Source organism: Aquabacterium sp. G14, assembly GCF_037482285.1.
GTDB lineage: Bacteria > Pseudomonadota > Gammaproteobacteria > Burkholderiales > Burkholderiaceae_C > Aquabacterium.
In genome coordinates this window covers 1-23,348 of sequence record NZ_JBBEYB010000023.1, presented here as the reverse complement: position 1 = coordinate 23,348, position 23,348 = coordinate 1, and the positions used below count along the sequence as shown (strand labels likewise).

At 54.9% G+C, this 23,348-nt stretch carries 20 protein-coding genes; 8 read left to right on the top strand and 12 right to left on the bottom strand.

Annotated features, from left to right (window positions below):
- The first annotated feature begins 239 nt into the window (after positions 1 to 239).
- The 3 genes from istA to WIT60_RS16100 all read left to right on the top strand — a co-directional run bounded on the left by istA (position 240) and on the right by WIT60_RS16100 (position 3,624).
- Positions 240 to 1,763, top strand: coding sequence for an IS21 family transposase (gene istA, locus WIT60_RS16110; RefSeq protein WP_339582727.1), 1,524 nt, complete (start codon positions 240 to 242; stop codon positions 1,761 to 1,763).
- Positions 1,764 to 1,780: 17 nt separating this feature from the next.
- Positions 1,781 to 2,545, top strand: coding sequence for an IS21-like element helper ATPase IstB (gene istB / locus WIT60_RS16105; protein WP_339582728.1), 765 nt, complete (start codon positions 1,781 to 1,783; stop codon positions 2,543 to 2,545).
- Between the two features lie 92 nt (positions 2,546 to 2,637).
- Positions 2,638 to 3,624: a hypothetical protein gene (locus WIT60_RS16100; protein ID WP_339584876.1), complete on the top strand. Its 987-nt coding sequence runs from the start codon at positions 2,638 to 2,640 to the stop codon at positions 3,622 to 3,624.
- Here the strand turns inward: WIT60_RS16100 and WIT60_RS16095 are convergent.
- The 4 genes from WIT60_RS16095 to WIT60_RS16080 form a co-directional block, all read right to left on the bottom strand.
- Positions 3,604 to 4,872 carry an ATP-binding protein gene (locus WIT60_RS16095; protein WP_339584875.1) on the bottom strand — a complete coding sequence of 423 codons (1,269 nt, stop codon included), beginning with the start codon at positions 4,870 to 4,872 and terminating at the stop codon, positions 3,604 to 3,606. The two genes, WIT60_RS16100 and WIT60_RS16095, sit on opposite strands and share 21 nt — an antisense overlap.
- Positions 4,865 to 7,135 (bottom strand): TnsB C-terminal domain-containing protein, encoded by a 2,271-nt coding sequence (locus WIT60_RS16090; protein ID WP_339584874.1) that lies wholly within the window; start codon positions 7,133 to 7,135, stop codon positions 4,865 to 4,867. The genes WIT60_RS16095 and WIT60_RS16090 overlap by 8 nt, the downstream gene beginning before the upstream one ends.
- Positions 7,126 to 7,815: a TnsA endonuclease N-terminal domain-containing protein gene (locus WIT60_RS16085; protein WP_339584873.1), complete on the bottom strand. Its 690-nt coding sequence runs from the start codon at positions 7,813 to 7,815 to the stop codon at positions 7,126 to 7,128. The genes WIT60_RS16090 and WIT60_RS16085 overlap by 10 nt, the downstream gene beginning before the upstream one ends.
- A gap of 361 nt (positions 7,816 to 8,176) precedes the next feature.
- Positions 8,177 to 8,587 (bottom strand): helix-turn-helix domain-containing protein, encoded by a 411-nt coding sequence (locus WIT60_RS16080; protein WP_339584872.1) that lies wholly within the window; start codon positions 8,585 to 8,587, stop codon positions 8,177 to 8,179.
- Between the two features lie 176 nt (positions 8,588 to 8,763).
- On the opposite strand from WIT60_RS16080, the gene WIT60_RS16075 reads away from it, so the two are divergent.
- Positions 8,764 to 9,924 (top strand): hypothetical protein, encoded by a 1,161-nt coding sequence (locus WIT60_RS16075; protein ID WP_339584871.1) that lies wholly within the window; start codon positions 8,764 to 8,766, stop codon positions 9,922 to 9,924.
- A gap of 32 nt (positions 9,925 to 9,956) precedes the next feature.
- On the opposite strand, the gene WIT60_RS16070 is transcribed toward WIT60_RS16075, so the two are convergent.
- From WIT60_RS16070 to WIT60_RS16050, 5 genes are all read right to left on the bottom strand, one after another.
- A complete protein-coding gene (locus tag WIT60_RS16070) occupies positions 9,957 to 10,280 on the bottom strand; it encodes a helix-turn-helix domain-containing transcriptional regulator (RefSeq protein ID WP_339584870.1) in 324 nt (107 codons plus the stop codon).
- Entirely contained in the window at positions 10,277 to 10,576 is a 300-nt protein-coding gene (locus WIT60_RS16065; protein WP_339584869.1) for a type II toxin-antitoxin system RelE/ParE family toxin, read from the bottom strand. The genes WIT60_RS16070 and WIT60_RS16065 overlap by 4 nt, the downstream gene beginning before the upstream one ends.
- Positions 10,577 to 10,914: 338 nt before the next feature.
- Positions 10,915 to 11,220 (bottom strand): transposase, encoded by a 306-nt coding sequence (locus WIT60_RS16060; protein ID WP_445207713.1) that lies wholly within the window; start codon positions 11,218 to 11,220, stop codon positions 10,915 to 10,917.
- Between the two features lie 853 nt (positions 11,221 to 12,073).
- Positions 12,074 to 13,726, bottom strand: a complete 1,653-nt coding sequence (locus WIT60_RS16055) for a serine protease (RefSeq protein ID WP_339584867.1) — start codon at positions 13,724 to 13,726, stop codon at positions 12,074 to 12,076.
- Positions 13,723 to 14,274 carry a PGAP1-like alpha/beta domain-containing protein gene (locus tag WIT60_RS16050; RefSeq protein WP_339584866.1) on the bottom strand — a complete coding sequence of 184 codons (552 nt, stop codon included), beginning with the start codon at positions 14,272 to 14,274 and terminating at the stop codon, positions 13,723 to 13,725. Before WIT60_RS16050 ends, WIT60_RS16055 begins: the two co-directional genes overlap by 4 nt.
- Before the next feature lie 597 nt (positions 14,275 to 14,871).
- On the opposite strand from WIT60_RS16050, the gene WIT60_RS16045 reads away from it, so the two are divergent.
- The 3 genes from WIT60_RS16045 (at position 14,872) to WIT60_RS16035 (ending at position 19,499) form a co-directional block, all read left to right on the top strand.
- A complete protein-coding gene (locus WIT60_RS16045; protein ID WP_339584865.1) occupies positions 14,872 to 16,599 on the top strand; it encodes an AAA family ATPase in 1,728 nt (575 codons plus the stop codon).
- The gene (locus WIT60_RS16040) at positions 16,592 to 17,479 is read left to right on the top strand and encodes a hypothetical protein (protein ID WP_339584864.1); all 888 of its coding nucleotides are present in this window, start codon (positions 16,592 to 16,594) and stop codon (positions 17,477 to 17,479) included. The genes WIT60_RS16045 and WIT60_RS16040 overlap by 8 nt, the downstream gene beginning before the upstream one ends.
- A 76-nt stretch (positions 17,480 to 17,555) precedes the next feature.
- Positions 17,556 to 19,499, top strand: a complete 1,944-nt coding sequence (locus WIT60_RS16035) for a nuclease-related domain-containing DEAD/DEAH box helicase (RefSeq protein ID WP_339584863.1) — start codon at positions 17,556 to 17,558, stop codon at positions 19,497 to 19,499.
- A gap of 35 nt (positions 19,500 to 19,534) precedes the next feature.
- Here the strand turns inward: WIT60_RS16035 and WIT60_RS16030 are convergent, their stop codons facing one another.
- Positions 19,535 to 20,191: a hypothetical protein gene (locus tag WIT60_RS16030; protein ID WP_339584862.1), complete on the bottom strand. Its 657-nt coding sequence runs from the start codon at positions 20,189 to 20,191 to the stop codon at positions 19,535 to 19,537.
- A gap of 139 nt (positions 20,192 to 20,330) precedes the next feature.
- A complete protein-coding gene (gene ssb / locus WIT60_RS16025; protein ID WP_339584877.1) occupies positions 20,331 to 20,744 on the bottom strand; it encodes a single-stranded DNA-binding protein in 414 nt (137 codons plus the stop codon).
- Positions 20,745 to 20,844: 100 nt separating this feature from the next.
- Here ssb and WIT60_RS16020 point away from each other — a divergent pair, with 100 nt between their 5' ends.
- Positions 20,845 to 21,429: a hypothetical protein gene (locus WIT60_RS16020; RefSeq protein WP_339584861.1), complete on the top strand. Its 585-nt coding sequence runs from the start codon at positions 20,845 to 20,847 to the stop codon at positions 21,427 to 21,429.
- A gap of 876 nt (positions 21,430 to 22,305) precedes the next feature.
- On the opposite strand, the gene WIT60_RS16015 is transcribed toward WIT60_RS16020, so the two are convergent.
- A complete protein-coding gene (locus WIT60_RS16015; protein ID WP_103826989.1) occupies positions 22,306 to 23,262 on the bottom strand; it encodes an IS1595 family transposase in 957 nt (318 codons plus the stop codon).
- Positions 23,263 to 23,348: the final 86 nt, after the last annotated feature.

The following is a 23,348-nucleotide window of genomic DNA, read 5'->3' as shown; positions in this document are numbered from 1 at the left end:
TGCGTATTCCGGTCCAACGTGACCGTTGATTCCGGCGGATCGTGACCGCCGATTCTGGTTCATCGTGACCGGCCATTCTGGTCGAACGTGACCGATTTTTGCACCTGACCGGAATCTCGGTCACGATGCCGGAATCACCGGTCACGATGCCAGCATGGCGTCGTATGCCACCGTGATGGTGTTGCGCAAGTTGTCTCACCCAATGCAGTTAGCCTGCCCAGTTTTTTGCTGGAGCCGGCATGCCTGCACCAAGGATTCACATGCGCAAGATCAAGGACGTTCTGCGTCTCAAACTCGATGCTCGGCTCTCGCACGAGCGTATCGCCGCCGCCCTGGGCATCTCCAAAGGCGTGGTTACCAAGTACGTCGGTTTGGCCTCGGTCGCAGGTCTGGATTGGCACTCCATCCAGCCCCTGGACGAGACCGCTTTGCAGCATCGCCTGCTGGCACCGCCGCCACGGCCGCAGCACTTCGTGCACCCCGACTACGCCCAGATTCACAAAGAACTGCGCCGCAAGGGCATGACGCTCATGCTGCTGTGGGAGGAGCACACCCAGCAGCACCTGGACGGTCATACGCACTCCTACTCGCAGTTCTGCGAGAACTACCGCCGCTACGCCAAGACACTCAAACGCTCGATGCGCCAGACCCACCGCGCAGGCGAGAAGCTGTTCATCGACTTTGCAGGTCCCACGATCGAGTTGGTGGACGGCAGCCGTGCCCACATCTTCGTGGCCGCTCTGGGCGCTTCGAGCTACACCTTTGCGTGTGCCACACCGCGCGAGACCATGGCCGACTGGCTTGATGGCTGCGCCCGCGCCCTGACATTCATCGGTGGGGTGCCCCAGCTCATCGTGCCGGACAACCCCAAAGCCCTCATTGCCAACCCCAACCGCTATGAGCCTCGCGCCAACGAGACGGTGGAGGACTTCGCTCGCCACTACGGCACCTCGATGCTACCGGCGCGGCCCTATCACCCGCAGGACAAGGCCAAGGTCGAGTCTGCCGTGCAAGTTGTCGAGCGTTGGATCCTGATGCGACTGCGCCACCAACGCTTTGCGAGCGTGGACGATGTCAACGAGGCCATCGCGCCGCTGCTGGAACAACTCAACAACAAGGCATTCCAGAGGTTGCCTGGCAGCCGAGTCAGCACGTTTGCAGAGTTGGATGCGCCAGCACTGCAAGCCTTGCCTCTGCAGCCCTGGGAATTCGCCACCTACAAGACCGTGCGCGTGCACATTGATCACCACGTCGAGATCGAGGGGCATCGCTACAGCGTGCCGCAGTCCTTGGTCGGGCTGGTCCTGGAGGCACGCATCACCACGCGCGGCGTGGAGATCGTCCACCGTGGTCAGCGTGTTGCCGCTCATCTGCGCTGTCTCCACAAGGGGGGCTTCACCACCGTGGCGGAGCACATGTCGGCAGCGCACCGCGCGCATCGGGAGTGGACCCCTGAACGCCTGATTCACTGGGGCGGCACCATTGGTGTGGCCTGTGCCAGCACCGTCCAGCGTCTGCTGGAGGAGCGACGCCATCCCGAGCATGGCTACCGCGCCTGCCTGGGGCTGCTGTCACTGGCCAAGAAGTACGGCAAGCCCCGACTGGAAGCCGCTTGCCTCATCGCCCTGGAGCTCGGCACCGTCAAGTACAGGCACGTCAGCGACATTCTGGCAAACGGCCGGGATCAGGTGCCCGCCACGACCGCCACCGACTGGACCAGCCCGCACCATGCCCACGTTCGTGGCCCCGGTTACTACCAGTGAACAGACAGGATTGCACCATGATGATGAACACGACTTTGAACCAGCTGCGTGAACTCAGGCTGATGGGCATGCTCACAGCCCTTGATGAGCAACTGACGCAGGCCGGCATGAGCGCTGTCAGCTTTGAAGAACGCATGGCTCTGATCGTCGAGCGCGAGCTCCATTGGCGCCACGACAAGCGGCGTGCACGCCTGCTCAAAGAGGCCAAGCTGAAGTACCCCCAAGCCGCCATTGAGGACATCGATACACGAGCTGGACGCGGCCTGGATCGCAAGGCTGTCATGAGCCTGGCCTTGGGTGATTGGATCGACAGCGGCCACAGCGTGCTGATCACCGGCCCCACCGGAGCTGGCAAATCCTGGCTGGCTTGTGCGCTGGCCCAGCACGCCTGTCGCCGCGGTCGCTCTGCCTTCTACCAACGTGTGCCACGTCTGAGCGAAGAGCTGCGCATCCGTCACGGCAATGGCACCTTTGGCAAGTGGCTCATCCAGTTGGCCAAGACCGATGTCCTGTTGCTGGACGACTGGGGCATGGCTGGGCTGGACAACCAGGCCCGCGCTGACTTGCTGGAGATCATCGACGACCGAGCTGCCAGCAAGGCCACCATCATCACCAGTCAGCTGCCCATTGAACACTGGCATGCCTGGGTCGGTGACGCCACGATTGCCGACGCGATCCTTGATCGCCTGATGCAGCGAAACCACCGATTCACTCTGACCGGTGAGTCCCTGCGACAAAAGCCCAAACCCACGAAAAAGGAGCCCGACTCAGACCCATCGTGACCGACACCCCTACAATTTGAACGCGCAACACCTCACACGGTGCAACCGGTCACGATGGGCCGGAATCGTCGGTCACGTTCGCCAGAATACGCATGGAGGAAGACGTTCGTTTCCACGGTCACTCCTACTGGCGACGTAGTCACCAGTTGCCTGGAATTTATTGGTGCAGCAAGCATGACCAAGCGCTGCACTATGTGACGCAAGAGAACCCGTTCTCACGTTTTCCAGCTACTTGGCTTGAAGAGTCGTGCGAGCAATTTTGTCCCGAATGGGTATCTGCTCTGTTGAGCTCGAAGTACATCCAGCGGTATGCCTCCATCTGCAATGACTTGCTGATGTCAGACAAGCCTGTGAACACCTTCAGTGTGCAACGCGCTTTAAGGGCTGTTGCAGTCACTCGTGGAATACCTAAGCCAGTGGAGGTGCACAGCCAAGACCTGTACAACTATGTCCAGGCAAAAGCAGATGAGAAATGGTTGCGTCGGGTGCTCACCAAAGATGATCTTCATGCCGACGACGGCACTGTGAGCTTGGGCTTGTCGGTTCCATCACTCGCTGCCATCTTTGCTGCTCTCTTTGATTCGGCTGATGAGGCTGTCAACGCAATACTTCAAAGCGAACAGCGGTTTCCGAAGCGCGACAAATCGTCGCCCGTCTTTGAGGCGTCAGTTTTGCGCGAAGCCTATATGGCAGCAAAGGGCAACCACGTCACAGTTGCTGCGATGCTGGGGGTTACAAGGAAGTGCATAGCCACGCAGCTCAAACCACTTGGCCTGCCCCCAATTGGCACCCAAGACCATGGGAAAGCCTTGGCGGTCATTGCGCTGGTGGTGCGAGGCGAAGTCTCGTTGGAGCAAGCGTGCCGGCAACACGCGCTCGATTTGGACTACATGCGCAAGCGCATTGAGACTGCGTTGACTCCCCTGACAGAAGTTTTGGCAGAGTTGCAGGCCAATCCCGTTGAAAAAACAGGACGATGGCCTGTCGGACAGCGAACTGGCGCGCGTGTCGAGGCTTTGAGGAGCTCGATGCTCAATCCGAGGAAACGTAGAGAAGTATCAGTTGTTGGGCGTGTATGAAGTGCCTCCCCAGAAATGTTCCCAGAATGCTGTGTCTCGTGGAACAAGATCTTCATAGCGACTCATCTTTCTGGGGTCGCCAGATTTCAATGCAGAGATGGCCGGAGCAAGCGGTGCAAGCCACGTCGCTGCCGCTTTGGTGAAGTCGGCAGGTGTGAGTGTGTCGCTCTTGCGTGTGAAGGCGACCCTGTGAGCTGCAATCCACAGGGCAATGATGATGCGTTGTATGCCGCCGGTGAGATCTATGATCAGGTTTGCGAGCGACTCGTCCATTTCGATTTTGTGCTGGACGTACTGAAAGCATGAAAGTGCGCCCAAAAACGAATGCTCAACCTTTTGATTCTTGTGCAAGGTCACTGGGTCAAACGGGTGGTATCCCATTGTGTTGATTCGCTCCAGGGTACTCAGCCGCTTCGTCAGCGCTCCGATACCGTCAGGCGTCCCAGACAGCAACAACGGGATTTGCCCACTATTGGTCAGGTACAGCAACCACCTCAGCAGTTGATCTTCGACGATCGACAACTCTGGGGCTCCGCTCTCACCCTTGCGGCCAGTGCGTTGCTTCAGTGAGCTGAGCTTGAATAAGTTCTGAATTTCGTCAAGGTGGAGCACCCCCAGGAAGTGACCCACCGCCACTTGGCGCCATTCGTCAAGCGCACGCATCCCATCTGGGATTTTTTCCTTGCTGAGCCACGCATCAAATCTGCCGCTACCCGTTGCATTGCGCCAAGCCTCCATCAGTGCTCGCGCTAAGTCTGCAGACTTCCCAGAAGGAGGGACCTCTACAGATAACCACACCACCTGTGTGTGCGCCCCGATTAAGCGTGGAAATGACTGGTGCTCAATTGTTTGTGGGTGGTAATGCAAGCAGCGCAAACACGCTTGTGTTTTGCCAACACCAGATAAGCCTTCTACTGATGCAGCCATGGCCTGCGGAAGTATCAACCCTTGCCGCCTGGCCTCGCCACTGACTGCCCCCCAAGTCGAACTGTTGGCTGGATTTCTGTACTTGTACCCCTGGCGCAGCATCAGATCGGTGGTTTGCAGCAGTTGACACTCCGTAAATGATGGAATGTGGAGGTCTTTGACGTCCATCAGATGATGGAGACGTATGTGCTTAGGTATCTCCGCCATGTCGGGTGGAACCTGGGGCTTACACATCAAAAAGGCCGCAGCAGATTCGAGGGATGGGATCTCGTATAAGCCATTGATCAGCACATTGCTCTGATGGGCAGGAACATCAGGCATGTGCGATCCCGCTCATATTCGTGGACTGCGAATGGAACATCATTCCAACCATCTCTTCATGATCCATCTCGGCTTGATCAACTTCATCGAGAAGGTCTTGTGCCACAGCCGGTTTCGATGAGTGCTGTGCCTCGCCCTCCATCTTCCGTGCTTCAGACATGGTCGGAGCTGAGCCACCGTCCCCGTTCTCTAGAGCTTCTTGGTTCAACCTATTCGCTCTTTCCAGGATCTGTTGAGTGATACGCCACGACTCCAACTTGTGTCGGTTCCGTTCATGCTCAAAGTCTGGCTGCCTCATTCGGGCGATGGCGATTGAGTCTACCCATTCGTCAACGGTCAACTCAGCTGACGCACGAGCTTCGTCCATGATCTGCAATTCAGTTAAGCCATCTCCAGAAGACTGTGGAACCCAGATGCGGCCGACAGTGATGGGGTGGTAAAAGGCCTTTGTTTCCCATCCACCCAAGTTTCGAGCGTAGGTCGTCCATTGCTCCTCTTTTACCTGTTCCGACATGTACTGTTTGCCGCCAAGGTTGATGCCGTCACGGCAGATGCTCGCAGTGGCTGACGGAAGCAGAAGAGTGATCAAGTCTGAGTCCGCTATTTTTTTTCTGTACGCTATACCGATGTCATGCGCCCAGCCCCAAAGACCGGCTGGGCAGGGCTGAACCCCAGCTCCAATCATGTGTGCGTCGAGGCGCTTGCGACGATCAGCTGTCAGGTTGTAGGTCCGGAAGAGTTCGTAGAGGTATTGCGTGTACTCACGCACCGTGAGGACGCATTTGTTGGGGTCGACTTTTCTCAGTTCGAGCTCGGCTCTGCGATAGTCAATGGCGCCAGGTATGAAATGAAACTGTTCGTCTTTTGCAATGCGGTGCATCACCTCAACTGAGCCTTTGAGGTCACCTCGGTATGGCGGGGTGTACGAGGTTCGCCCCAAGATGGATATTGCTGTCTCGCGATGTCCTTTCGACAGGTATTCACCTCGATCAGCTAGCAGGGCGTGGCAAAGCGTTGGTGCTGGCTGAAGTCCAAGTCCCCGATGTGCGCCGGCGAGTTGACTGACAAAGTTGTGGTTGGCCGATGCGTTGAAAAGGCTGATCTTTGCTTGAGACCAACTCGGGCCTGATAGGCAGACGTAGAAGCCGACAACAGCTGATGACCAAATGTCCACAATCGTGTACACGATGGGCCGTCCAACGATCCATTGACGATTGATGGATGAGCGTAGGTAGATGTCACCGACTGTGGAGTCAATAGCCCACATATGGCCCGGACCGGCGGAGCCTTCCCATGCTTTTGCAGTCAATCCTCGTCTTGAAGCCTCGAAGTGTCGCTTTGTTGTGGCGTTCAGAATTAGCTCCAAACGCGTGGCGTCAGTTGTGAGCGCACGTTTGATCTGACTGTCATTTGGATACTGCCCCATCGGCGGAAGTAAGTACTTCACCTCGCCATCTTCTTCAATGGCTTGTCCACAAAATCCGCGGTTTCTGATCAGTTCGCACCGTTTAGGCCATGCAGGCTTGGGGATCGGGATCTGTGCATCTACCGCCTGGATAGTGGCCAACCATGACGAGTTCATAGGCTGCTGAGATGACTCCAGCCGTACGCCGAACTTAAGTGCAGTGCTTTGCGTTGTGTCTTTGCGGCCAGCCTTCTTTCGCAGCGGGATTGAAGTGTCAGGGTCAACATCACATGGGCGCCCCGTATTGGGGCCACCGCATCGGTGGAAACTGGGCAAGAGACTGTTTGGGTGAAGTCCATGTCGACACAGCAAAGACCACATTCTGTAAACGTGGTGCTTGGTAACGCCGTGTTGCTCTGCGGTCATCCTCACCAGATCACCGACTCCGTGGTGAGTGAGGATGCTGTCTTGGAGTTTCTTGAGGTCCAAAAACAGTGCCATCGTCTGTACGCGAGCTTTGAAGCTTCGTTCAGACGCTTCAGAGCGCTGCAGGGGATCTACTCTCGAAAGCTCAATTTCTTTGAGTAGGTGGGCATCGCAGAGAGCTTGCAACTCACGATGCTGAAACCAGATGAGGTTGCCTACGAGCGGAAGTGGAGGCTTCTTGCGGCGAGCTGTCTCTGATTGCTTGTTGCTCTCTGCCCCCTTGTCTTCCGGTTGTTCTTCTTCGCTTTCAATTCGTGCTGCCACAGCGATGTTCAATCCGATGTCAGACAAGATCACTCGGTACAGGCCCGGCACAGGATTAGGACGCCCACTACCTAAGATCCGAAATGTGGCATTTGGGATCAGATCCATGCAGAGCTCCTCGAAGCAATTGGGTTTTGCTTCCAAAAGTCCTCGGTCGAGAGGTGCACCAATGGCAGATGAGGGCGCCAGGTTAAGCGGAGGTCTACCGGCAACTTGCCAAACCATATGGCTTGCCATAGAGCCTTTTGGGCGTTCTCCATCGAGTCAGTTTCGATGGTCAGTCTTTTCATCAGACGGCTGACCGGTTGGAATGGATCGTTGATCGCAATCGCAACAGCAAGGTCGATCAGCTCTGTTGGAGCTGGATCTCCCAGCGCCCAGCATGCGACGCGGGACAAAGTCTTGCTTATGGACTTGTTGTGTAGGTCGGGTGTGAGCAAGAACCAGCGGACACCTCGGTGATGCCAATACATGCGCTCTATGTTGAGCAGGTCAACTGTGCGACGACGCTTGTTCCAATTGGACGGTTTGAAGGCTAGGGCCAACCGGGATGTCGTTCCATCAGGGTTTTGAATGTCGAGCAGGAAGTCGGTCGACATGATCCACGGGACGCTTATGCCGTCTCCGTTCAATCGAGGTGGCTTTAAACCCATGGACCTGGCAATCTCGATGGTGCCAGGGTAACGTCCGCCACTGTCGTTGCCATCCACGACCAAAGTCAAAGGATCGTCATCGCTATAGAGGGATAGGGGGAACTGCTCACGAGAGTCAATGACGTTGGGCAGCATGGTGATGAAATGCTGCGCTGTTAGCTCACCGTCGGAGAGCAGTTCTCTCAGTCGACCCCTCCACATCAGGAGATGGCTTCGACCGTTGCTGGATGGGTCCCCTCTTGAGACGCTGTGCCATGGCTTATACGTCTCGTGGTCACCGGTACCTCGTAGTTCTCGAACGAAGCGAGCGAGTACCGTCGGTGTGAATCGTTTGGTTTTTCTCATGTTCTTCTTCCTTGGGTGTTAGCGCTTTGAGCGCGAACACTCCTCCCCTCGGAAGCTCGAACCTGATATCCTTTGTTATGTCACTAAGCAAAGGCCGTATGGCTGAGCTACCCGAGCGGTGGGGCTTCGAAAGGGGTCCTACCGTTCTTTTTTAGGGCATGGTCATCTCCAAGCTGCGTCGAATCGCATCAATCTGTTTTGGGGTGAGTTGTCTTCCGCGCATGGCGATGTCGCGGATGAGTTGCGCGATCGCCTGAGGTGTTTGGCGATTGATTCGCAAGCCCAGGTGAGTGCGGCCCTGCTTGGCCAAGGACTCGAACTCTTTTCTTTCCGACGCGTTCAGTTCAAGCACCTGTGCGAGTCTTGCCACGGTCGATTCATCCGGGGGGGCGCGTCGGCAGTTCTCCACCTGCGATACCGATGTGTGCGCCATTCCCGTCGCGGCTGCCAACTGTCGCTGCGAAAGGCCGCAACGTGTTCGCATATCAAAGAGCATCTCGCCGAAGTCGGCGTGGCTGACTCTTGATGTAGAAAAGGCTGGCATCGCGATGGTGGTGTGCACGTGTTCAAGTCTCGCCCTCCGTGAGCGAAACTCGGATCCGGTGACCTTAAGAGCTTTGAGCTTTGGCCGCGATGCAATGTTCGTGACAAATAATCTGCCAACATTGCATTGACACTTCCACAGACGTCGTCGCACTTGTCCACGCACGATGTCGGCAAACCATCTTGAGGGCTATGGTGCAGATCACTGCCATTCGTCAGACCGCTGCAGTGAACCATCTCAAATGGTTGGCCTTAGGCGATGCACATGTCCCGGGTGAAGCGCAAGCTGAGCGGATGCTGGGGCTGAGCGCAGAAATGGGGCTATCGAGGAACATGGATCCACGCACTTGGCGATCCTGGTTTCGTGAACAACCCAGCCAAGCATCTGGCAGTTGTCGTGAGTGGCTCGATCGTTGCGGTGAGCGGTTGAGCTGGGTGGGAAGGGAGCACCTCACGGCTCACGGCGGCGACTTTTACCAGCAGCTCATCGGGGGAGGTTTGCTGCATGGAGTCTCCGGATCACTTGGCAGTAAAAAGTGGCGGGCTTCTCTCTGGAGTCATGTCTCGCAGTACCAGCCAATGAGCAGCCTGCACTTGCATATGGATGCACTGGAGATTGCTGGTTTGTCGGAGAGCTCGGGCTTGGTGCATTGGTTGCCCCTGAAAGCGATGGCCTTGAAGCGAATGCTTGAAGTCCTCTGGCAGCGTTGGGAATTGTGTTCGGGTCATCAGTACGGAGCTCTTTCTTCTGATCTCCAGCTGCAGATGCGGAACGCCACAGCCGAGGAGCAAGCTTCGCTTCAAGAAGACTGGGGGCACTTTCAGCCATCCCTCTTCAACATCATGCTGAAAAGGGCGCCTCGCCCATCTTGGGAGGACATGGATGACTGCTACGACCTCTCACCCGAGCAGGGGCATCGGCTACTTTTAGCCATTGCAGCAGACACAGATTTTCTGCAACACGATCGATTGGAGTCATGGGCAGTTGATCTGGCTACGACTGTTTTGTTGCTTCATTGCGCATGCAATTTGCCAGAGGGTTTGGGCGTCGACACGTTTGTGAGAGCCGCCCCGTTGTACTTGGCTGAACTGGAGACTTGCTTCTTTGACCCAGAGGATGAAACTGTGCTCCATGAGTCATTGATGCGGCTTCAAACGCTCGGCCACTTTGAATGGAGCGTTGGCTCCCATCTGCGTTTTCTCCAGGCCCGCGAGTTCTATGAATCGTGGATGAGTTCTCTCGGAGTGCCTGGATCAGTTGTTGCTGATGTCATGAGCCGTGGGTATCTCTCGAAGCGTCTTCAGTGCGGCAAAGGTTTCGGGCGATCTGACTTGGCCTTGAGTTCGCACCATTAGATGGACGCTTCCGCAAGCCGGTTGAGCTTGCCTTAGGTCATTTCAACGACGCGAACGTCGAACGTCACTTTGAGGCCGGTTCTGACGGCACCAAAGATGGCGGCCAGATTGTCCATGCTTGGATTGCCCCTGTGAGACAGCATGCGATGCAGGCTCTTGCTCGGCTTGTTCGTTAGCTCAGCAAGGGCTTCAAACCCCACCGTAGCGTTGACAAGTTCTCGCAGAATGAGGCGCGCAGCATCAGGTTCCCCACTCAGGAACAACGATGCCGCCTCATCCAGCAATGCCTTGGCGAAGGCTGGATCTCGCTCGACGCGCTCGACAACCGTCTTCTTGAAATCTCGGGGCAGTGTCATACCTTCTTTCCCTTCTTGCTCACGGCAATGGTCGCCTTCTTCCGAGCCTTGTACTCGGCGTGCAAGGTAACTGCCTGATCGATAGCCTTCTGCTGATCCTTCTTGGTGCTGCCACCGAATAGAAGAATCAACTGATCACCTTCCTTGGCCAGGTAGATACGGTAGCCAGGACCCCAGTCGATCTCGAACTCGCCGATGCCACGAAACCACTCCACGCTTGACGTATTGCCAAGTTCCAGCCTCACCTTGGCCACTGCGACCTTGGCTGCGGCCTGTGCATCGAGCCCGTTGACCACGTCTGGTAGGGGTTGTCGCCATCCGCCGTCTTCCCGAACGTACTCTTCGACCCGAATTGTCATAGATCTACGGTAACACAATCGTTACCCACGTTCATTGAAAGCATTTCCTGTTCTCCAAATAGGTTGCGCTTCAGCGGGATGCTGAGAACTAAGTGGGAGATGCGCGTCCGAGGTGAAAGCACCGCTGCCAAAGAGGCCGCTTGGGCTGTTCTCATTCCGGGACCCGGCCAGAGCAGGAACTCTGGCGCAGATCTCGGCCTGTCGATGCAACTGCGTCGTGAGCTACGCCAGGTCCATGGCATGGTCGGCGCTGACACCTTAATCTGCCGTCGATGTCAGAGCAGGAACTTTGACGGCGTACGACGGCGCAGCTCCAGTCGGATAGGTTCGGCGGTCACCGAATTCAAGCTGGGTGAGGGCATCGGCACGGACACGAAGCCTGCCGGCTCCAAGGCAGCCACGGTGATGGCGCCACCGCCAGATACCTCCCTGATCCAGCGGCGAACCAAGTTGGCATTGAGGCCATGTGCCAGCGCTACCCCGGCCACCGATGCGCCGGGTGCGCTTCGTTGGAGTGCTTTGCATCGTGTCCACTTACCTGCTTGGTGGACACTATCCTCACGGGTCAAGCGTGCGATCATCAAGATGCCTTTGCCGGACGCTTACGAATGACTCGAAGCAGCCCAAACTGAATTTGTCCTTGTCTTTGACCGTGGCAGTGCCCTTGTGCTGTGGGCGAACCAGCAATGATGGCCTTTCGGTCCGTTCTAAGTCGCTTCCAGGTAGCGTGTAGCCTCCCGGAACTCGTGAGCCGGTGCCTACCGAGGGGCGGATGGACAGATTGTGCAGAAGTCACAACGGGTGCAGTGGTGACCGACGGTCGGCGAGTTGTCCCCGGTGGCAAAACGCTGGGCCGCCTTGTAGGCCTTGGTCATTTCAATTGCCTTCGAGCCCTCTACTTTGTCGGTCTTCTCCGTCAGAACATGGTGAAGAGACATCGACGTAGGTCCCGGTAAGTCCAGCCCACGAAGTACCGGATTCATGATGATCTTGAACTCACTGATTCCACGGCGAGAGAACCTCAGAATTGCGTACTCGGTGCCACCGTAGGTTCCGTCGATGCGAAAACCCCAAGGCATCTGCAGCTTTAGTCCGCCTATGGTGGCCCCGGCCTGCTCGAAGCGCCCACCTCGCTCCCGCAGGGCCTTTACCTGGCGTTCACCTCGGTCAAGCGCATAGAGCGCGTCGATCCACAGGTATGGATCTTCGACCGCAGTGGGTAATTTTCGGGTCGTCCAGGCTGCACTCAGTGCCTCCTTTGCCGAACAGTACGGGCCGCGAGAGACCAGTTAGGACCAACGCGGGAACCCGCTACGGAAAGCCGCGGTCCTACCTGTCGCTGCATATGGACACACATGCTTGGCGGTCAGGACTGAAGCAATGGGGTGGTGGGGCCGCGTTTACCCTTCATGTCGTGTTTGCGAGGCTATTGAGCTAGCGCTGTAGACGCGACGCAATGGCGCTGCCCCGAATGGAGCGAATGCTGATCCCTTCGTTTGCTTCGTATTGCCCCTTGCCACGCAGGCGTGGCATAGCGGACGACCCCGCGTGATGTAGTGCTACGACTTCCCAGTTCGTATTGAAGACCGGGCTGCCGGAACTGCCGGGCTCGGTTGGTGTTCGGTAGTGCAGTAGGCGGTCGTGGTCGCAGACATCGAGCAGTTCGCTATCGTGCAACGAGAGCTGAAGCGCGTCGCCAGAAGGGTGGCCCACCACGAAAACCTTTGTCTTACGAGAAGGAGTCGGTAAGCTGTCATTGGTTCGCAGCGCTATGCCGCCTTCCGGCCAGCTTGCCAGCTTCACGACGGTGACGTCCAGGCGATCTTCTGCCGTGATGCCTGGCTCTCCCGGCGGTGAGGTGAAAAGCACCTCCGGAACCACCTTGTGCGGCACCAACTCACCCTTGGCGGTGCTTTCGAGCTCAAAGGTCACCCAAGCGTTGGCGGGCGGAATCGCATCCTTGACTGTGTCGCTGATGACGTGAGAGTTCGTCACAAACACCAGTTCAGTCTCTGGGCCAATTCCCAGAGCACTCGCCGCTACAAGAAACCCGGTACCAAATCGGCGACCATTGGGGTCGGTCACGCAGCCGATGCTGGCACATTTTTCAAGCATCCTCTTGATCATTGCAACAGTGAACGTGCGTTCGCCAGAGAAGTTCCTCTCGAGCGACTGCGGATCAACCTGCGCGGTCTTCAGCATCTTCGGCGACATGGACCACCGCTTCTGCGTCCGCATCACGTGCCGGTCGATAATGGAACTGAGCCGGTCAGCGCACGTTGTGTTTCGCAAGGCGTTGCCAAGCCAGATCTCGCGCAACTGGCGAGAGTAGGCCTCGATGTGGAACGGATGCGTCTGTGGGTGCAGCAGAAAGCGGTGCAGCCAGAGCTCTGCGTCATCGCATCGATTCAGCGCTAGGAAAGCCTCCGAGGCTGTTGCCAATGGCCACGGGCTGTCTTCGCCACTCGAAATTCTCTTCTTAACGTCGACCAGCACGGCCCGGGCCAGTGCTGGCAGTCGCAGGCCCCGTGGCGGCCGCAAACTTGGATCTAGGCGCTCCTGAGCAGCCACTAGGGCCACGACATTGATGCCGTGGAAGTAGGGCCTGCCATTAGCACGGTAGCGAGCAGCGTAGTGCTCGATGGCTCGGGCCAGCTCATCGGGATCATTTGAACGTACAAATCGCTGTTTGGCGATGCGTCCTTGTTGCCCCTGATATTCGCCCAACTCGATTTTGGCCAACTGGCTGTCCATGGTCTTCGCCGACTCAATGGCATCCTTTAGCCGTTCTTGCGCGTAGTCCAGATCGTCCATTTCGATCAGAGCTTGCACGAGTCGCCTCTCGACAACGAGATCAAACCCGAGCTTAGCGTTCCAGCTTTCGGCTAGCGTTCGAGCGGGCAGGAACAGTCGATCGTTGTTGAGAGCGCCTAAGGCGCGCCTTACTTGCTCGACGTCTGGGCCTGATGACGACGCGAGCAGACTGCCAACATGGCTTACAGCTGCGTTGAGCTCGTCGGGCAGGCAATCCGGTATCGTGCCGCTCAGAAGCTCGCCTGCGAGCCGTTCGATCTTGTCGTGGTTCATGACAGGTCGATCCCTAGCGTGCTGGCGAGTGCTCCCCGGAAGCGCACACCCGCCAGGTAGTGGGTGATAGTGTGTCGCCAGTTTCCCCAGTTTGACTCTTCAAGGTCTTCGACCTTCCTGCCGTCGACCACGGTGTAGTCGTTGGCAAAGCGTGGGTCGACTCCGCAGATAGGGTCCATGGGGTCAAACACGTTCACCCAGCGGAAGAGCTTGGCTGCGGGAAAATCCACCTGCTTCACATCCGCGGCACGCAACTCGTCCTGGACTTCGGTGATACCTAGCGGTGAGCCGAGAGTGAACAGCGTGTCAACTTGCGGGCAGTCGGCGACGTTTCGGAGCACGTCGTAAGCGATCATAGTACCCATGCTGTGGGACACGATGACGACTTTCTCGGCGGTCTCGCTTGCCGTGCGCAAGTCCTTGACAAGTCGATTGCGCAGTTCTCTGCGGACTTGGTAGCGTGCGCCATCTCGCCGCTGGTACTCCTTGTCGAAGAGATAGTAGTAGGCCTCAATCGCCGCTTTGCGGATGATTGCGAGAACGCTCACCCTGTGAAGACGATTGCATGGCTATTTGATCCAAGGTGTGAGGACACGTAGGGTCAGCGCACATCAGAGCGAGCGCATACCTTGAGGATGACCATTGCGGATCCATCAGGGCAAACAGGCCCATCAGTGGGGGGGGGCACTAAGCCCTCCTTGCTTCTGAGACGAGATACCCGTCGCTGCAGGCACCATATCGACGACGTCAGACTCACATCCCAGAAATTGGACACATAGTGCCTTTGCTCATCCGGGTGCTTTTGTTTCCGGACATTGATCAATTTTCCAAGCAAGCTGACGGTCAGCGCATCAGCATCCATGTCGCTGCGTGAGCGAGAATGCAGGACAACCGTTGACGATTTGCTGAAGTCATGAGCCGTGGGCATCTCTCGAAGCGTCTTCGGTGTGGCAGAGGTTTCGGGCGATCTGATTCTTGCTTGAGCGTGTGGCCTGTAGGTGGATAGGTCGTTAGATCCGCCTCGATCAATATTTGTATTGCCAAACAACGGCATACTCGGCTGCTTACGCTGGTATCGCCTCCGATGTTCACCGCGAAAATCAGGTGTTCATAAAGATTGAAATTAAGTACTTGGAGAAATTTTGTTGAGCAGGCATTACATCAAGCAACTGACTGTTGGTGGGTTTCAGGTCTTCGCAGATCCTGTAGCTATTCCTCTTGGTCCGCTGACCCTGCTTTATGGGCCCAACTCAGCAGGGAAGAGTGCGATCCTGGACGCCATGCTTGCCTTGGCAGACCTATGCGAGATCCAGGTGCCTGCATATGTATCAGCCGTACCCAGGCACCACCAAGTCACCAAGATTTTGAGTCGCCACTGGAGACGCGGCAGTGCAACACCGGCGGCGCTCGTTGAGGAGTTGGAGCTCGGCGCGATCATTCGCCTTGGAGGGGAGCAATGGGCGGAGGCTGGGTTCGCGCAGCGTGAATTTGGGTTCGGCCAACTCAAACCCCTCGACAGTTTCGAAAGTTGCTTTTCAGTACTTAAGCCTTTGTTCACTGATCTGCATCTCGATGTTGATGTTTCGATTCTGTACTGTCTGTCCGAAAACGGTACGCTGCCTATTACCTCTCAGGAGCGTGCTCAGGAGCAGCGCATTGAAGTTCGCATCAATGGTTCGTCGATCCTTCTCTTTGACGAACCCAAAGGCGTAGCTTGTATCAACCTTGATCATCCGGCGCTGGCTACGTGGGCTGCCGCGGCAGATCTCAAGTGGATGGCTCAGCGGTACGAAGATGGCTTCGTGACTTATCAAGGTTGGCTTGGAACCCGAATCTCAGCGTTGCACAACGGCTGGCTAGGTACCAACGCAGTGGACTTCATCGAGCCCCTTATGTCCGATGACGTTAGACGACGAGCACGTATTGCCGAAACGTCTTTCATCAGTATGTTCGATGCTCTGTTTCGTGCTTGCATGCAAAGCATGTCTCGGGCACTCCGGGTGCCACTGGTGCCTGCGTCAAGGGCTGTACCCGCTAGGTCAGACCTCACATACCTTCTGGATGCTGATGGAACGCTACTGACAGGTGAACTATTGGGGTTGGAAGTCAACGGATCGCCTGAGCATCTGGAGGTCACACGCTCTGCGTTCGCTTCGGAGATGGCAAGACACGATAAGTTGAAGCGATGCACTGCCAAGTTGTTGGGGGAGCCGCTAGGCCGACCAGAAAACGATCCACTTGATCTCGTCAACCGCCTTCTTGCCGACTATCTATTCAGTTCCTCTGGCTATTTTCTTGCGGCTGGCGTCCATGAGTTGACCTTGCTGAGCTCGGGCGTCAGCGACGAAAAAGCCGAGGGGTCTGCAGGCACTGGCCGCAAGTTCTTGGTTTCTTTAGAACTCAGCGACTCTGCCGGACGACGTTTTAATTTTGACGAAGTGGGATCGGGACTCGGTTACGTGCTGCCGGTACTGCTTGCAGTTGCTACATCAGGAACGGCTTTTCTCCAACAGCCAGAGTTGCACTTACACCCAGCTCTGCAGTCACAACTTGCAGATGCGCTGATAGTGGCGTTGGGTGACGCAGATTTTGGTGGCAACAACGCCAAAGGGTGCCACCAGATCATTGCCGAAACGCACAGCGAGCACCTGCTACTACGGCTGTTGAGGCGGATACGGCAAGCTGCGCATCCAGAGCGCTCTCTGGATCCTCATACTCTGGGGCGAGAGGACGTGGTTGTTCTTTACGTCGATCCCAAGCCAGAAGGGGGGTCCACTGTGAAGCACTTACGGATCTCCCGTAAAGGAGGGTTCATCGACCGTTGGCCAAATGGCTTCTTCGAGGAGCGTTGGACGGAGCTCTTCGATGAATGATCGCTACGGAGTAGATCCGTGCGCAGCGTCGACGTTTGTCGAACTAGCTAGCCTCCTTAGGCTATTTGGTCCTGAGCATGGGCGATTCATCGTCGAGTTTCCGTTGGACTGGCCTGAGGAGGTTAGGAATGCTCACATCGATGATTTAGATGATCTTAGTCGTGCACGTTTGACAGAAATACTGCTCAGATTTAAAAACTCTCTCCTGCCAGCGTCGACGCGTTATTCGGAAGCTCTTTCGTGGGTGCAGAACGCACAGCAACTGCGCGATGTGCAGGGGCTAATTGGCCCTGTCGGATCAAGACCGCCAATTCAGACTGTTTTTGATGTGCTGACAGATCCGAAGGCGCTTCCGGACTGTAGCGGTGCGCACATACCAAGAACACCGAATGCCTATGCTGAGGCAGCTAGACCGTTGTTCCAGATATCGAAGAAGGTGGTCTTGATAGATCGCTATCTACGTCTGCGCGATCTGAGCCGAATAGAGCATCGCTATGTACGTACCTTAAAAGCTCTGATCAAGGCCGCTCAAGCAGAGAAGGTTGATGTATTCAAGCTCATGGTGAATGCCGAGCACGCAAGGATTCACATTGACGACGGAGCCCAGTTTAAGGCAGATCTCGAGATGATCCAGTGTGAGGTAGGCGCTTCAGATATCAAGATTGAGTACGGTTTTCTTGAAAGCCATTCACTAGACAGTCATCCGCGCTACTTGCTTGGGAACGAATGTGGTTTGAGTTTTGACTGGGGCTTCGAAGTAAAGGATGCCACCTCCACATGCCACGTTGAGTGGGTAGGGCGTGCTGCATTGAAGCCTCTTCTCGAGCGGTTCATGCAAGCAACTAGCTTAGCGCGATCTCGTGCTCCGCGGAGATGGTGAACTCTCCGCCGTGTGGGCGTGCGAGGTTCGTATTCACATCGTGCAATTTTCTAGCGCGAAATTGATGAAGTGACCAATGGCAACTTTCTATCCTGACCTGCAAAACATTGACCGGCTAACGGTGCCGCCCACCGCTGGTGAGCGTCATCTCCTTACTGTCCTCGCTGACACCCTTGATGACTCGTACGAGGTCTATTTCAACCCCTATCTCGACGGTGATCGACCCGACGTAATTGTGATCAAACCTGAATGCGGGGTGTTGATCATTGAGGTCAAGGATTGGAATTTGGATCACTATCGAGTCGACATCAACGGCCGATGGCATTATCAAAACAACATTCTTCGATCACCTCAACAGCAGGTCTTTCGCTACAAGAAGAACCTTTTCGATCTCCATCTGCCAGTCCTTGGGCTTCAGCAATTGAAGAACCATAATTTTTTTAATTTGATCACGGTGGGGGTCTATTTTCACGCTGCAAGTCGCGAGCAGATAAACCGTCTGTACAGCGAGGCACTTTATAACGTTCAAGGTCGAATTTCTGATCTGAACAGAAATTATCAATGTATTGCTCGGGAGATATATGAAGAAAAAATGGATCGCTGTGAACGGCTGCGCTACAAGATCAGCCGAGATATTGGAATTTCTTGGGGCTTTGATAACGTAGTCAAAAAGATTCAGTCTTTTAGAAAAATGAGAGAAAACATCCTGTTTACTCAGGATATTCATGAGGATTTCCAACGAAGGTTGAAACCTCCGGTTCACGTTGTTCAACAAGGTGTGGCCGTTGCATTTGATGCGAAGCAGTTCACCTTGACGGAGAGCTCTCCACTATTCGCAAAGATCAAAGGCGTTGCTGGGTGCGGGAAGACCACCATACTTGCTCAGCGAGCGATCAATGCCCACAAGCGACATGGCGGTCAAGTTTTGATACTGACGTTCAATATTACCTTGAGACACTATATACGAGACGCCATTAGTCGCCTTCAAGGTGGCGGGGATCAGAAGTACTGCGAAATCATACATTACCACGCCTTCATTCATAACCAGTTGAATAACCTCGGCATCGACCTTGAGGCTAAGGTTGCGGACCTGCCGCCTACAAAGCGTACAGACCACGACTACATTTTGGGCTTGAAAAGTCTATTTGAAGATGTGGAGACCGAGAGGTTTCCAACCATTCTCATTGATGAGGTTCAGGACTTTCATCCTGCTTGGGTCAAGCTTGTGCGTGACTGCTTCCTTAGCGATGAAGGTGAGATGGTTCTTTTTGGCGATCAATCACAGAATATTTACGGCAGGCCAAACGAAGGTCGAGAGTCATCCATCGTTCAGGGTTTTGGCAGCTGGATTCGTTTGACAAAGTCCTACCGCACATTTGGCGATGCACCCTTGGTTGAGCTGTTTAGAGATTTCCAGCTTCAATATCTGATTAGCAAGTACGAAGACTCAGAGGTGTTTGCTGAGGCTGAGGGTCAGTCAATGCAGATTAGCATGCGCCATGATTTGTTATGCTACGAAACCTATGGTGATTCCTTCGATGCAGATCGCGTATTTAATAGCATACAGAGATACATCGTCGAAAATAAGCTTCATCCCAATGATGTTGCGCTGATTAGCTCATCTGTCGAGTTTTTGATTGTGTTAAACGAGCGTTTAATTTTGACAGAAAAAACAAAAGTCACATTCGAGGAAGATGCTGAGGTTCGTGCCTTGCCTCCTCGTGCACGATCAAATTCAGAATCCCTCCAGAATGAGCTCGAAAAGATCAGGAGGCGAAAGAAATCGTTTTTTACGCAAAACTCTGGGTTAATCAAGTTGTCTACGATTCACAGTTTTAAAGGCCTCGAGTCGCAAACGGTTTTTTGTATTCTTGCGCCTGGGGATGATCCTGAAATGGTTTACACAGCTATCACTCGTGCTCAGCGGCATCTGGTGATATTCGATATATCCTCTAGCAGGTACCGTTCATTTTTCGATTCTCATATGGATGTAGTAGATGCGCTCCCTCTCGCGCATTAGAGATTTCATTCCTTCTAATCTGTCGCGTAGCATGCCTACTGGTGGGGTTGTGTTTCTTGCATAACTCTTTGTACCTTTGAAATAATCACCGCTTTTTTCTCGTCAAATTGGTCTTGTGTGATGAGGCCATTTTTTAATAGCGACTCCATTTGCTGGAATTCTTCCTGCTGTTTTTTTAGTCGCCTTTGATTTGAAATATTTTCAATTGCCTGGCGGAGTGAGCCTTCTCCAGGGTCGCTGCGTGATAGCTTTGTGTCAATTATCGACTTCACAAATTTTTTTAGGGAACGTGACCACCAGCGCTTTGATGCCCTGGCAAACATCCACAAGCAAGGTAGCATTAGCAGTCCAGCTAATAATTTGGATTTTGTTACATATTCTTCCTCTAGCGCGGAAACCTTTTGCTCCCATGGTTCTCTGTGCTTAAGCAGGAATGACGCTTGTTCCAATGACAGCATTCGCCTGTTGAACTGACCCAAAATGCTGTTCGAATAATCTTCTCCGGGTTTTTGGATGGGGTAACCCAGCGGGATTAGCTCTTGCACAGTGGGCTGGGGGGCTGGCCCCACCTTTTTTTCTGCTAACTGACGAGGCAGTGAAAAATAAGAAGAGCTTCCCAGGAGTTCGATAATGGCAACAAAAAGGAAAAAGGCTAAACTTGCCCAAAAACACATCTTAATGAAATCTTTCACGGGTTGCCTTTGCGTGTGGGTGTTTTTTTGAGGTTGTATATGTGGGTATTGTGGGCCGTGCGTGCTTTTTTGTTTTTTCGGGTGCGCATGAAAATCTGTGTAGCCCTTTTTTTATTTTATCGCATCACTTCCTATAAAGTTAAAAAGGAATTGACTCGTCTATTTCGTCGCAATCAAAACGTTCTTTCGTTGAATTGTCTGGCCACTTGGAGGGTGATGGTCGCTTATCCAGCATCTTCAGCTCTTCAGCTTCAATTTCGGTTGAGTAGCGATCAATTCCAGATTTGTCTGTCCATCTTCTGGTCCGAAGTCTCCCTTCGATGTAGACGAGCGATCCCTTGCGAAGGAATTGATGAGCGACCTCTGCTTGACGCCTAAACAGCACGACTCGGTGCCACTCTGTTGACTCGCGCTGCTCTCCACTGGCGCGATCGTGCCACCGATCAGTCGTGGCGAGACGCAGGTTGCATACGGGTGCGCCATCCGAAAGGACACGGGACTCTGGATCTGCACCAAGGTGGCCAATCAGTATGACGCGATTTATGGATGACATGATGCCCATTCGATTGTATGATGATATGCGTCCATCATATGCTTGTGCGTCATTTGATGTCAATGTTTGATGCATGATGTTGGCATCATGTGAGGTTTGTATGCAAGTCGTGATCAGCGCCGAAAGCTTCCGGAAGTTGTCCCCCGCAACTCAGAACGAGATCTTGTCGTTGCTGTTGGGCCTCTCTGAAGAATTGCCCAACACGAAGATTGTTCAAGATTTCGACGCGTTGCATGTCCAGGAGGTGCTAGATGCCGATGACAGCATCAAAAGGCGCGTCTTGGCGATCAGTACGCCTCAAGCGATGGATCTCTTGTCCAACCTTGCGGAGAAGAGCCAACAATCTTTGCGCATGTTCGCTGAGCGAGAGCGCGTCAATGTCGATGAGCTGGTGGGGGAGGGGCGACCTTACAAGGATATGAACGAGCTCAAGAGAAGCTTTGTCGGTGCCGTCAATCGCCGCCTCAGAACTGTTGTTGGCGATAGATCTGTCGTGCTGTTCAGCTCAGATCGCAACCGCAAGCGAATCAGGGTGCTTCCCTCTACCGCATCCGCTTTGCGACGGGCGATGGGTATTCAAGATTTGGTTGAAGAGGAAGAGTGCTTTGACGACTTTGAACTTGATACCCCCTTCAGCGAAGAGCCGCCACATTTTGCTGATCTTCCAAACATTGACGAACCCTAAGCTTGAGCAATGCAGTCAGAGCCGATTGCCACCCCTATCTGCGAAACCTTGGACTCAAGTTGGCGAGCCATGGCGACTTCCCTGAGCGCGCCCTTGGCATGATGCGTGTTAGTCCGATGACGCCTCGCGTCAGATCGACTGGCAATGTCTATGAGTGCATACATCGCACTGTTTTCGACTTTAATTGCTTGCCTACGACGGCGCATGTGGCGTTGTCGTGAGTCCGTTTTCGACTTGTGTTGACCTGTCAGTTTTTTGGAAGTGTTGCAAGTCCTTGATTCGCCATGCCTCCAGTTGTCGACACTAATTGCCTAGAAGCCGTCACAGTGCTGAGGGGGGTACAGGTGTGTGCAATGCTGAGATCGGGAGGTTCATTCAATTGACGACAGCGAACATCTCTACTTAGAGGCAGTCAGTCCACTTGGTCGGCCACCCACGAGGGTAGACGCAGAACTGTCCTTCAGGCCATCTAGTTTCTTCTGAGGACGGCCCCTCGACGAATAAGCAAAGTGCTTGAAACTCGGGCAATTTCGGGTTGTATGGCACATCGACAAAGATGTGTCCCCGATAGCGCGGCGCACCAGTCTCCGATCGAGGGAAAGTCACCGGCGTCCATGAGATGCCCTGGCTGTCCAACCACTTAATGAGCTCCAAACGGCCACCGGCATCACTCCATTCAATGGCGTTGCCCCGCGGGCCGAACACGATGATTTTCGTGCTATTGCCATTCACAACTTCACTGATGCATTTGGACTGTCGATGCAAGTAGCGCTCCCGGCTCTTAAAGTGAGTTACGCGTCCTACCTTGTTTGCCACAGAACCAAGTCGAGCATTTTCTCTTCGGTCACCTTTGCCTCAGGGTACATCTCTTCCTGATTAGAAACGTGCCTCAGCATGCGACCTGACCGTCTTTTCCTTGATGGGCTTTGCTCTCACGACGTCGACGATGAGACTTGCGACCAGACCACGCAGATCGAAGCGGCGGTTGAACCTGTAGGCGAAGCCAGCAAGGTAGTGCTCGGCGTACTTGCGGTAGTTCAGGGCATGGAAGGCTCCGGCCAACGTGGTCTTGAGATTGCCCAGCACGGTGTTGACCCACTTGAAGCTGGGCAGGTCGCGCGGCTTGAGGGAGCCGACCACCATCGGGAGGTGAAGGCAACCGGCATCGGCCACCGCACTGAAGCAGGCCAAACCATCGCTGTGCACGCTGGTGCCCGGTGCCAGATTGGACTTGGCCCACTTGCTGATCGCTTCAGAGGTGAACCCTCTGACCACATTGAGCTTGATGAACATCGGATGCCCGTGATCATTGACCGAGACAGCCGCGACAAAGGGGACCTTGTTCTCGGAGCCCCGACCGACTTTGCCGCCTGTGCGCTCGCCTCCGAGGTAAGCGTCATCGAGTTGCACCGTGCCGCTGAGTTGGTGGGTGGCGTCTTGCGAGGCCATGGCCCGGTTGATCTTCTGATGCAACAGCCAGGCAGTGGGATAGCTCACGCCAAGCTGACGCTTGAGCGCCAGGGCAGACAGGCCGGTTTTGGCCTGACTGATGAGGTAGATGGCCAAGAACCAGGTCGTCAGGGGCAGTTTGGTGTGTGCCATGAGACTGCCTGCGGTCAGGGAGGTCTGATGCCGACAGCCATTGCACTGGAAGAGCTTACGGACACCGTGGCCGACCACATAGTGATCACTGCTGGAGCAGCGCGGACAGCGAAATCCCTCAGGCCAGCGCGCGGCCTTGATCGCTTCGGCGCACTGTGCCTCGGTGCCAAAGCTACGAAGGAATTCCGGAATCGACATGCCGTGCTGGAACTGAATCTGGTTGAAGGCCATGGTGCTCACCCCACTGTAAGAAGACCACAGATTAGTGAGTCACAAGCTCATGGGGTGAGCCTCGCTGAGGCAGGTTTCTAATCAGG

Coding starts and splice junctions, on each gene's coding strand:
- WIT60_RS16020 (WP_339584861.1), top strand. CDS start 20,845: ATGCAAGTCGTGATCAGCGCCGAAAGCTTCCGGAAGTTGTCCCCCGCA.
- WIT60_RS16095 (WP_339584875.1), bottom strand. CDS start 4,872: ATGCCTGATGTTCCTGCCCATCAGAGCAATGTGCTGATCAATGGCTTA.
- WIT60_RS16060 (WP_445207713.1), bottom strand. CDS start 11,220: ATGATCGCACGCTTGACCCGTGAGGATAGTGTCCACCAAGCAGGTAAG.
- ssb (WP_339584877.1), bottom strand. CDS start 20,744: ATGTCATCCATAAATCGCGTCATACTGATTGGCCACCTTGGTGCAGAT.
- WIT60_RS16070 (WP_339584870.1), bottom strand. CDS start 10,280: ATGACACTGCCCCGAGATTTCAAGAAGACGGTTGTCGAGCGCGTCGAG.
- WIT60_RS16055 (WP_339584867.1), bottom strand. CDS start 13,726: ATGAACCACGACAAGATCGAACGGCTCGCAGGCGAGCTTCTGAGCGGC.
- WIT60_RS16085 (WP_339584873.1), bottom strand. CDS start 7,815: ATGCTGCCCAACGTCATTGACTCTCGTGAGCAGTTCCCCCTATCCCTC.
- istB (WP_339582728.1), top strand. CDS start 1,781: ATGATGATGAACACGACTTTGAACCAGCTGCGTGAACTCAGGCTGATG.
- WIT60_RS16090 (WP_339584874.1), bottom strand. CDS start 7,135: ATGGATCTGATCCCAAATGCCACATTTCGGATCTTAGGTAGTGGGCGT.
- WIT60_RS16040 (WP_339584864.1), top strand. CDS start 16,592: ATGAATGATCGCTACGGAGTAGATCCGTGCGCAGCGTCGACGTTTGTC.
- WIT60_RS16015 (WP_103826989.1), bottom strand. CDS start 23,262: ATGGCCTTCAACCAGATTCAGTTCCAGCACGGCATGTCGATTCCGGAA.
- istA (WP_339582727.1), top strand. CDS start 240: ATGCCTGCACCAAGGATTCACATGCGCAAGATCAAGGACGTTCTGCGT.
- WIT60_RS16035 (WP_339584863.1), top strand. CDS start 17,556: ATGGCAACTTTCTATCCTGACCTGCAAAACATTGACCGGCTAACGGTG.
- WIT60_RS16100 (WP_339584876.1), top strand. CDS start 2,638: ATGGAGGAAGACGTTCGTTTCCACGGTCACTCCTACTGGCGACGTAGT.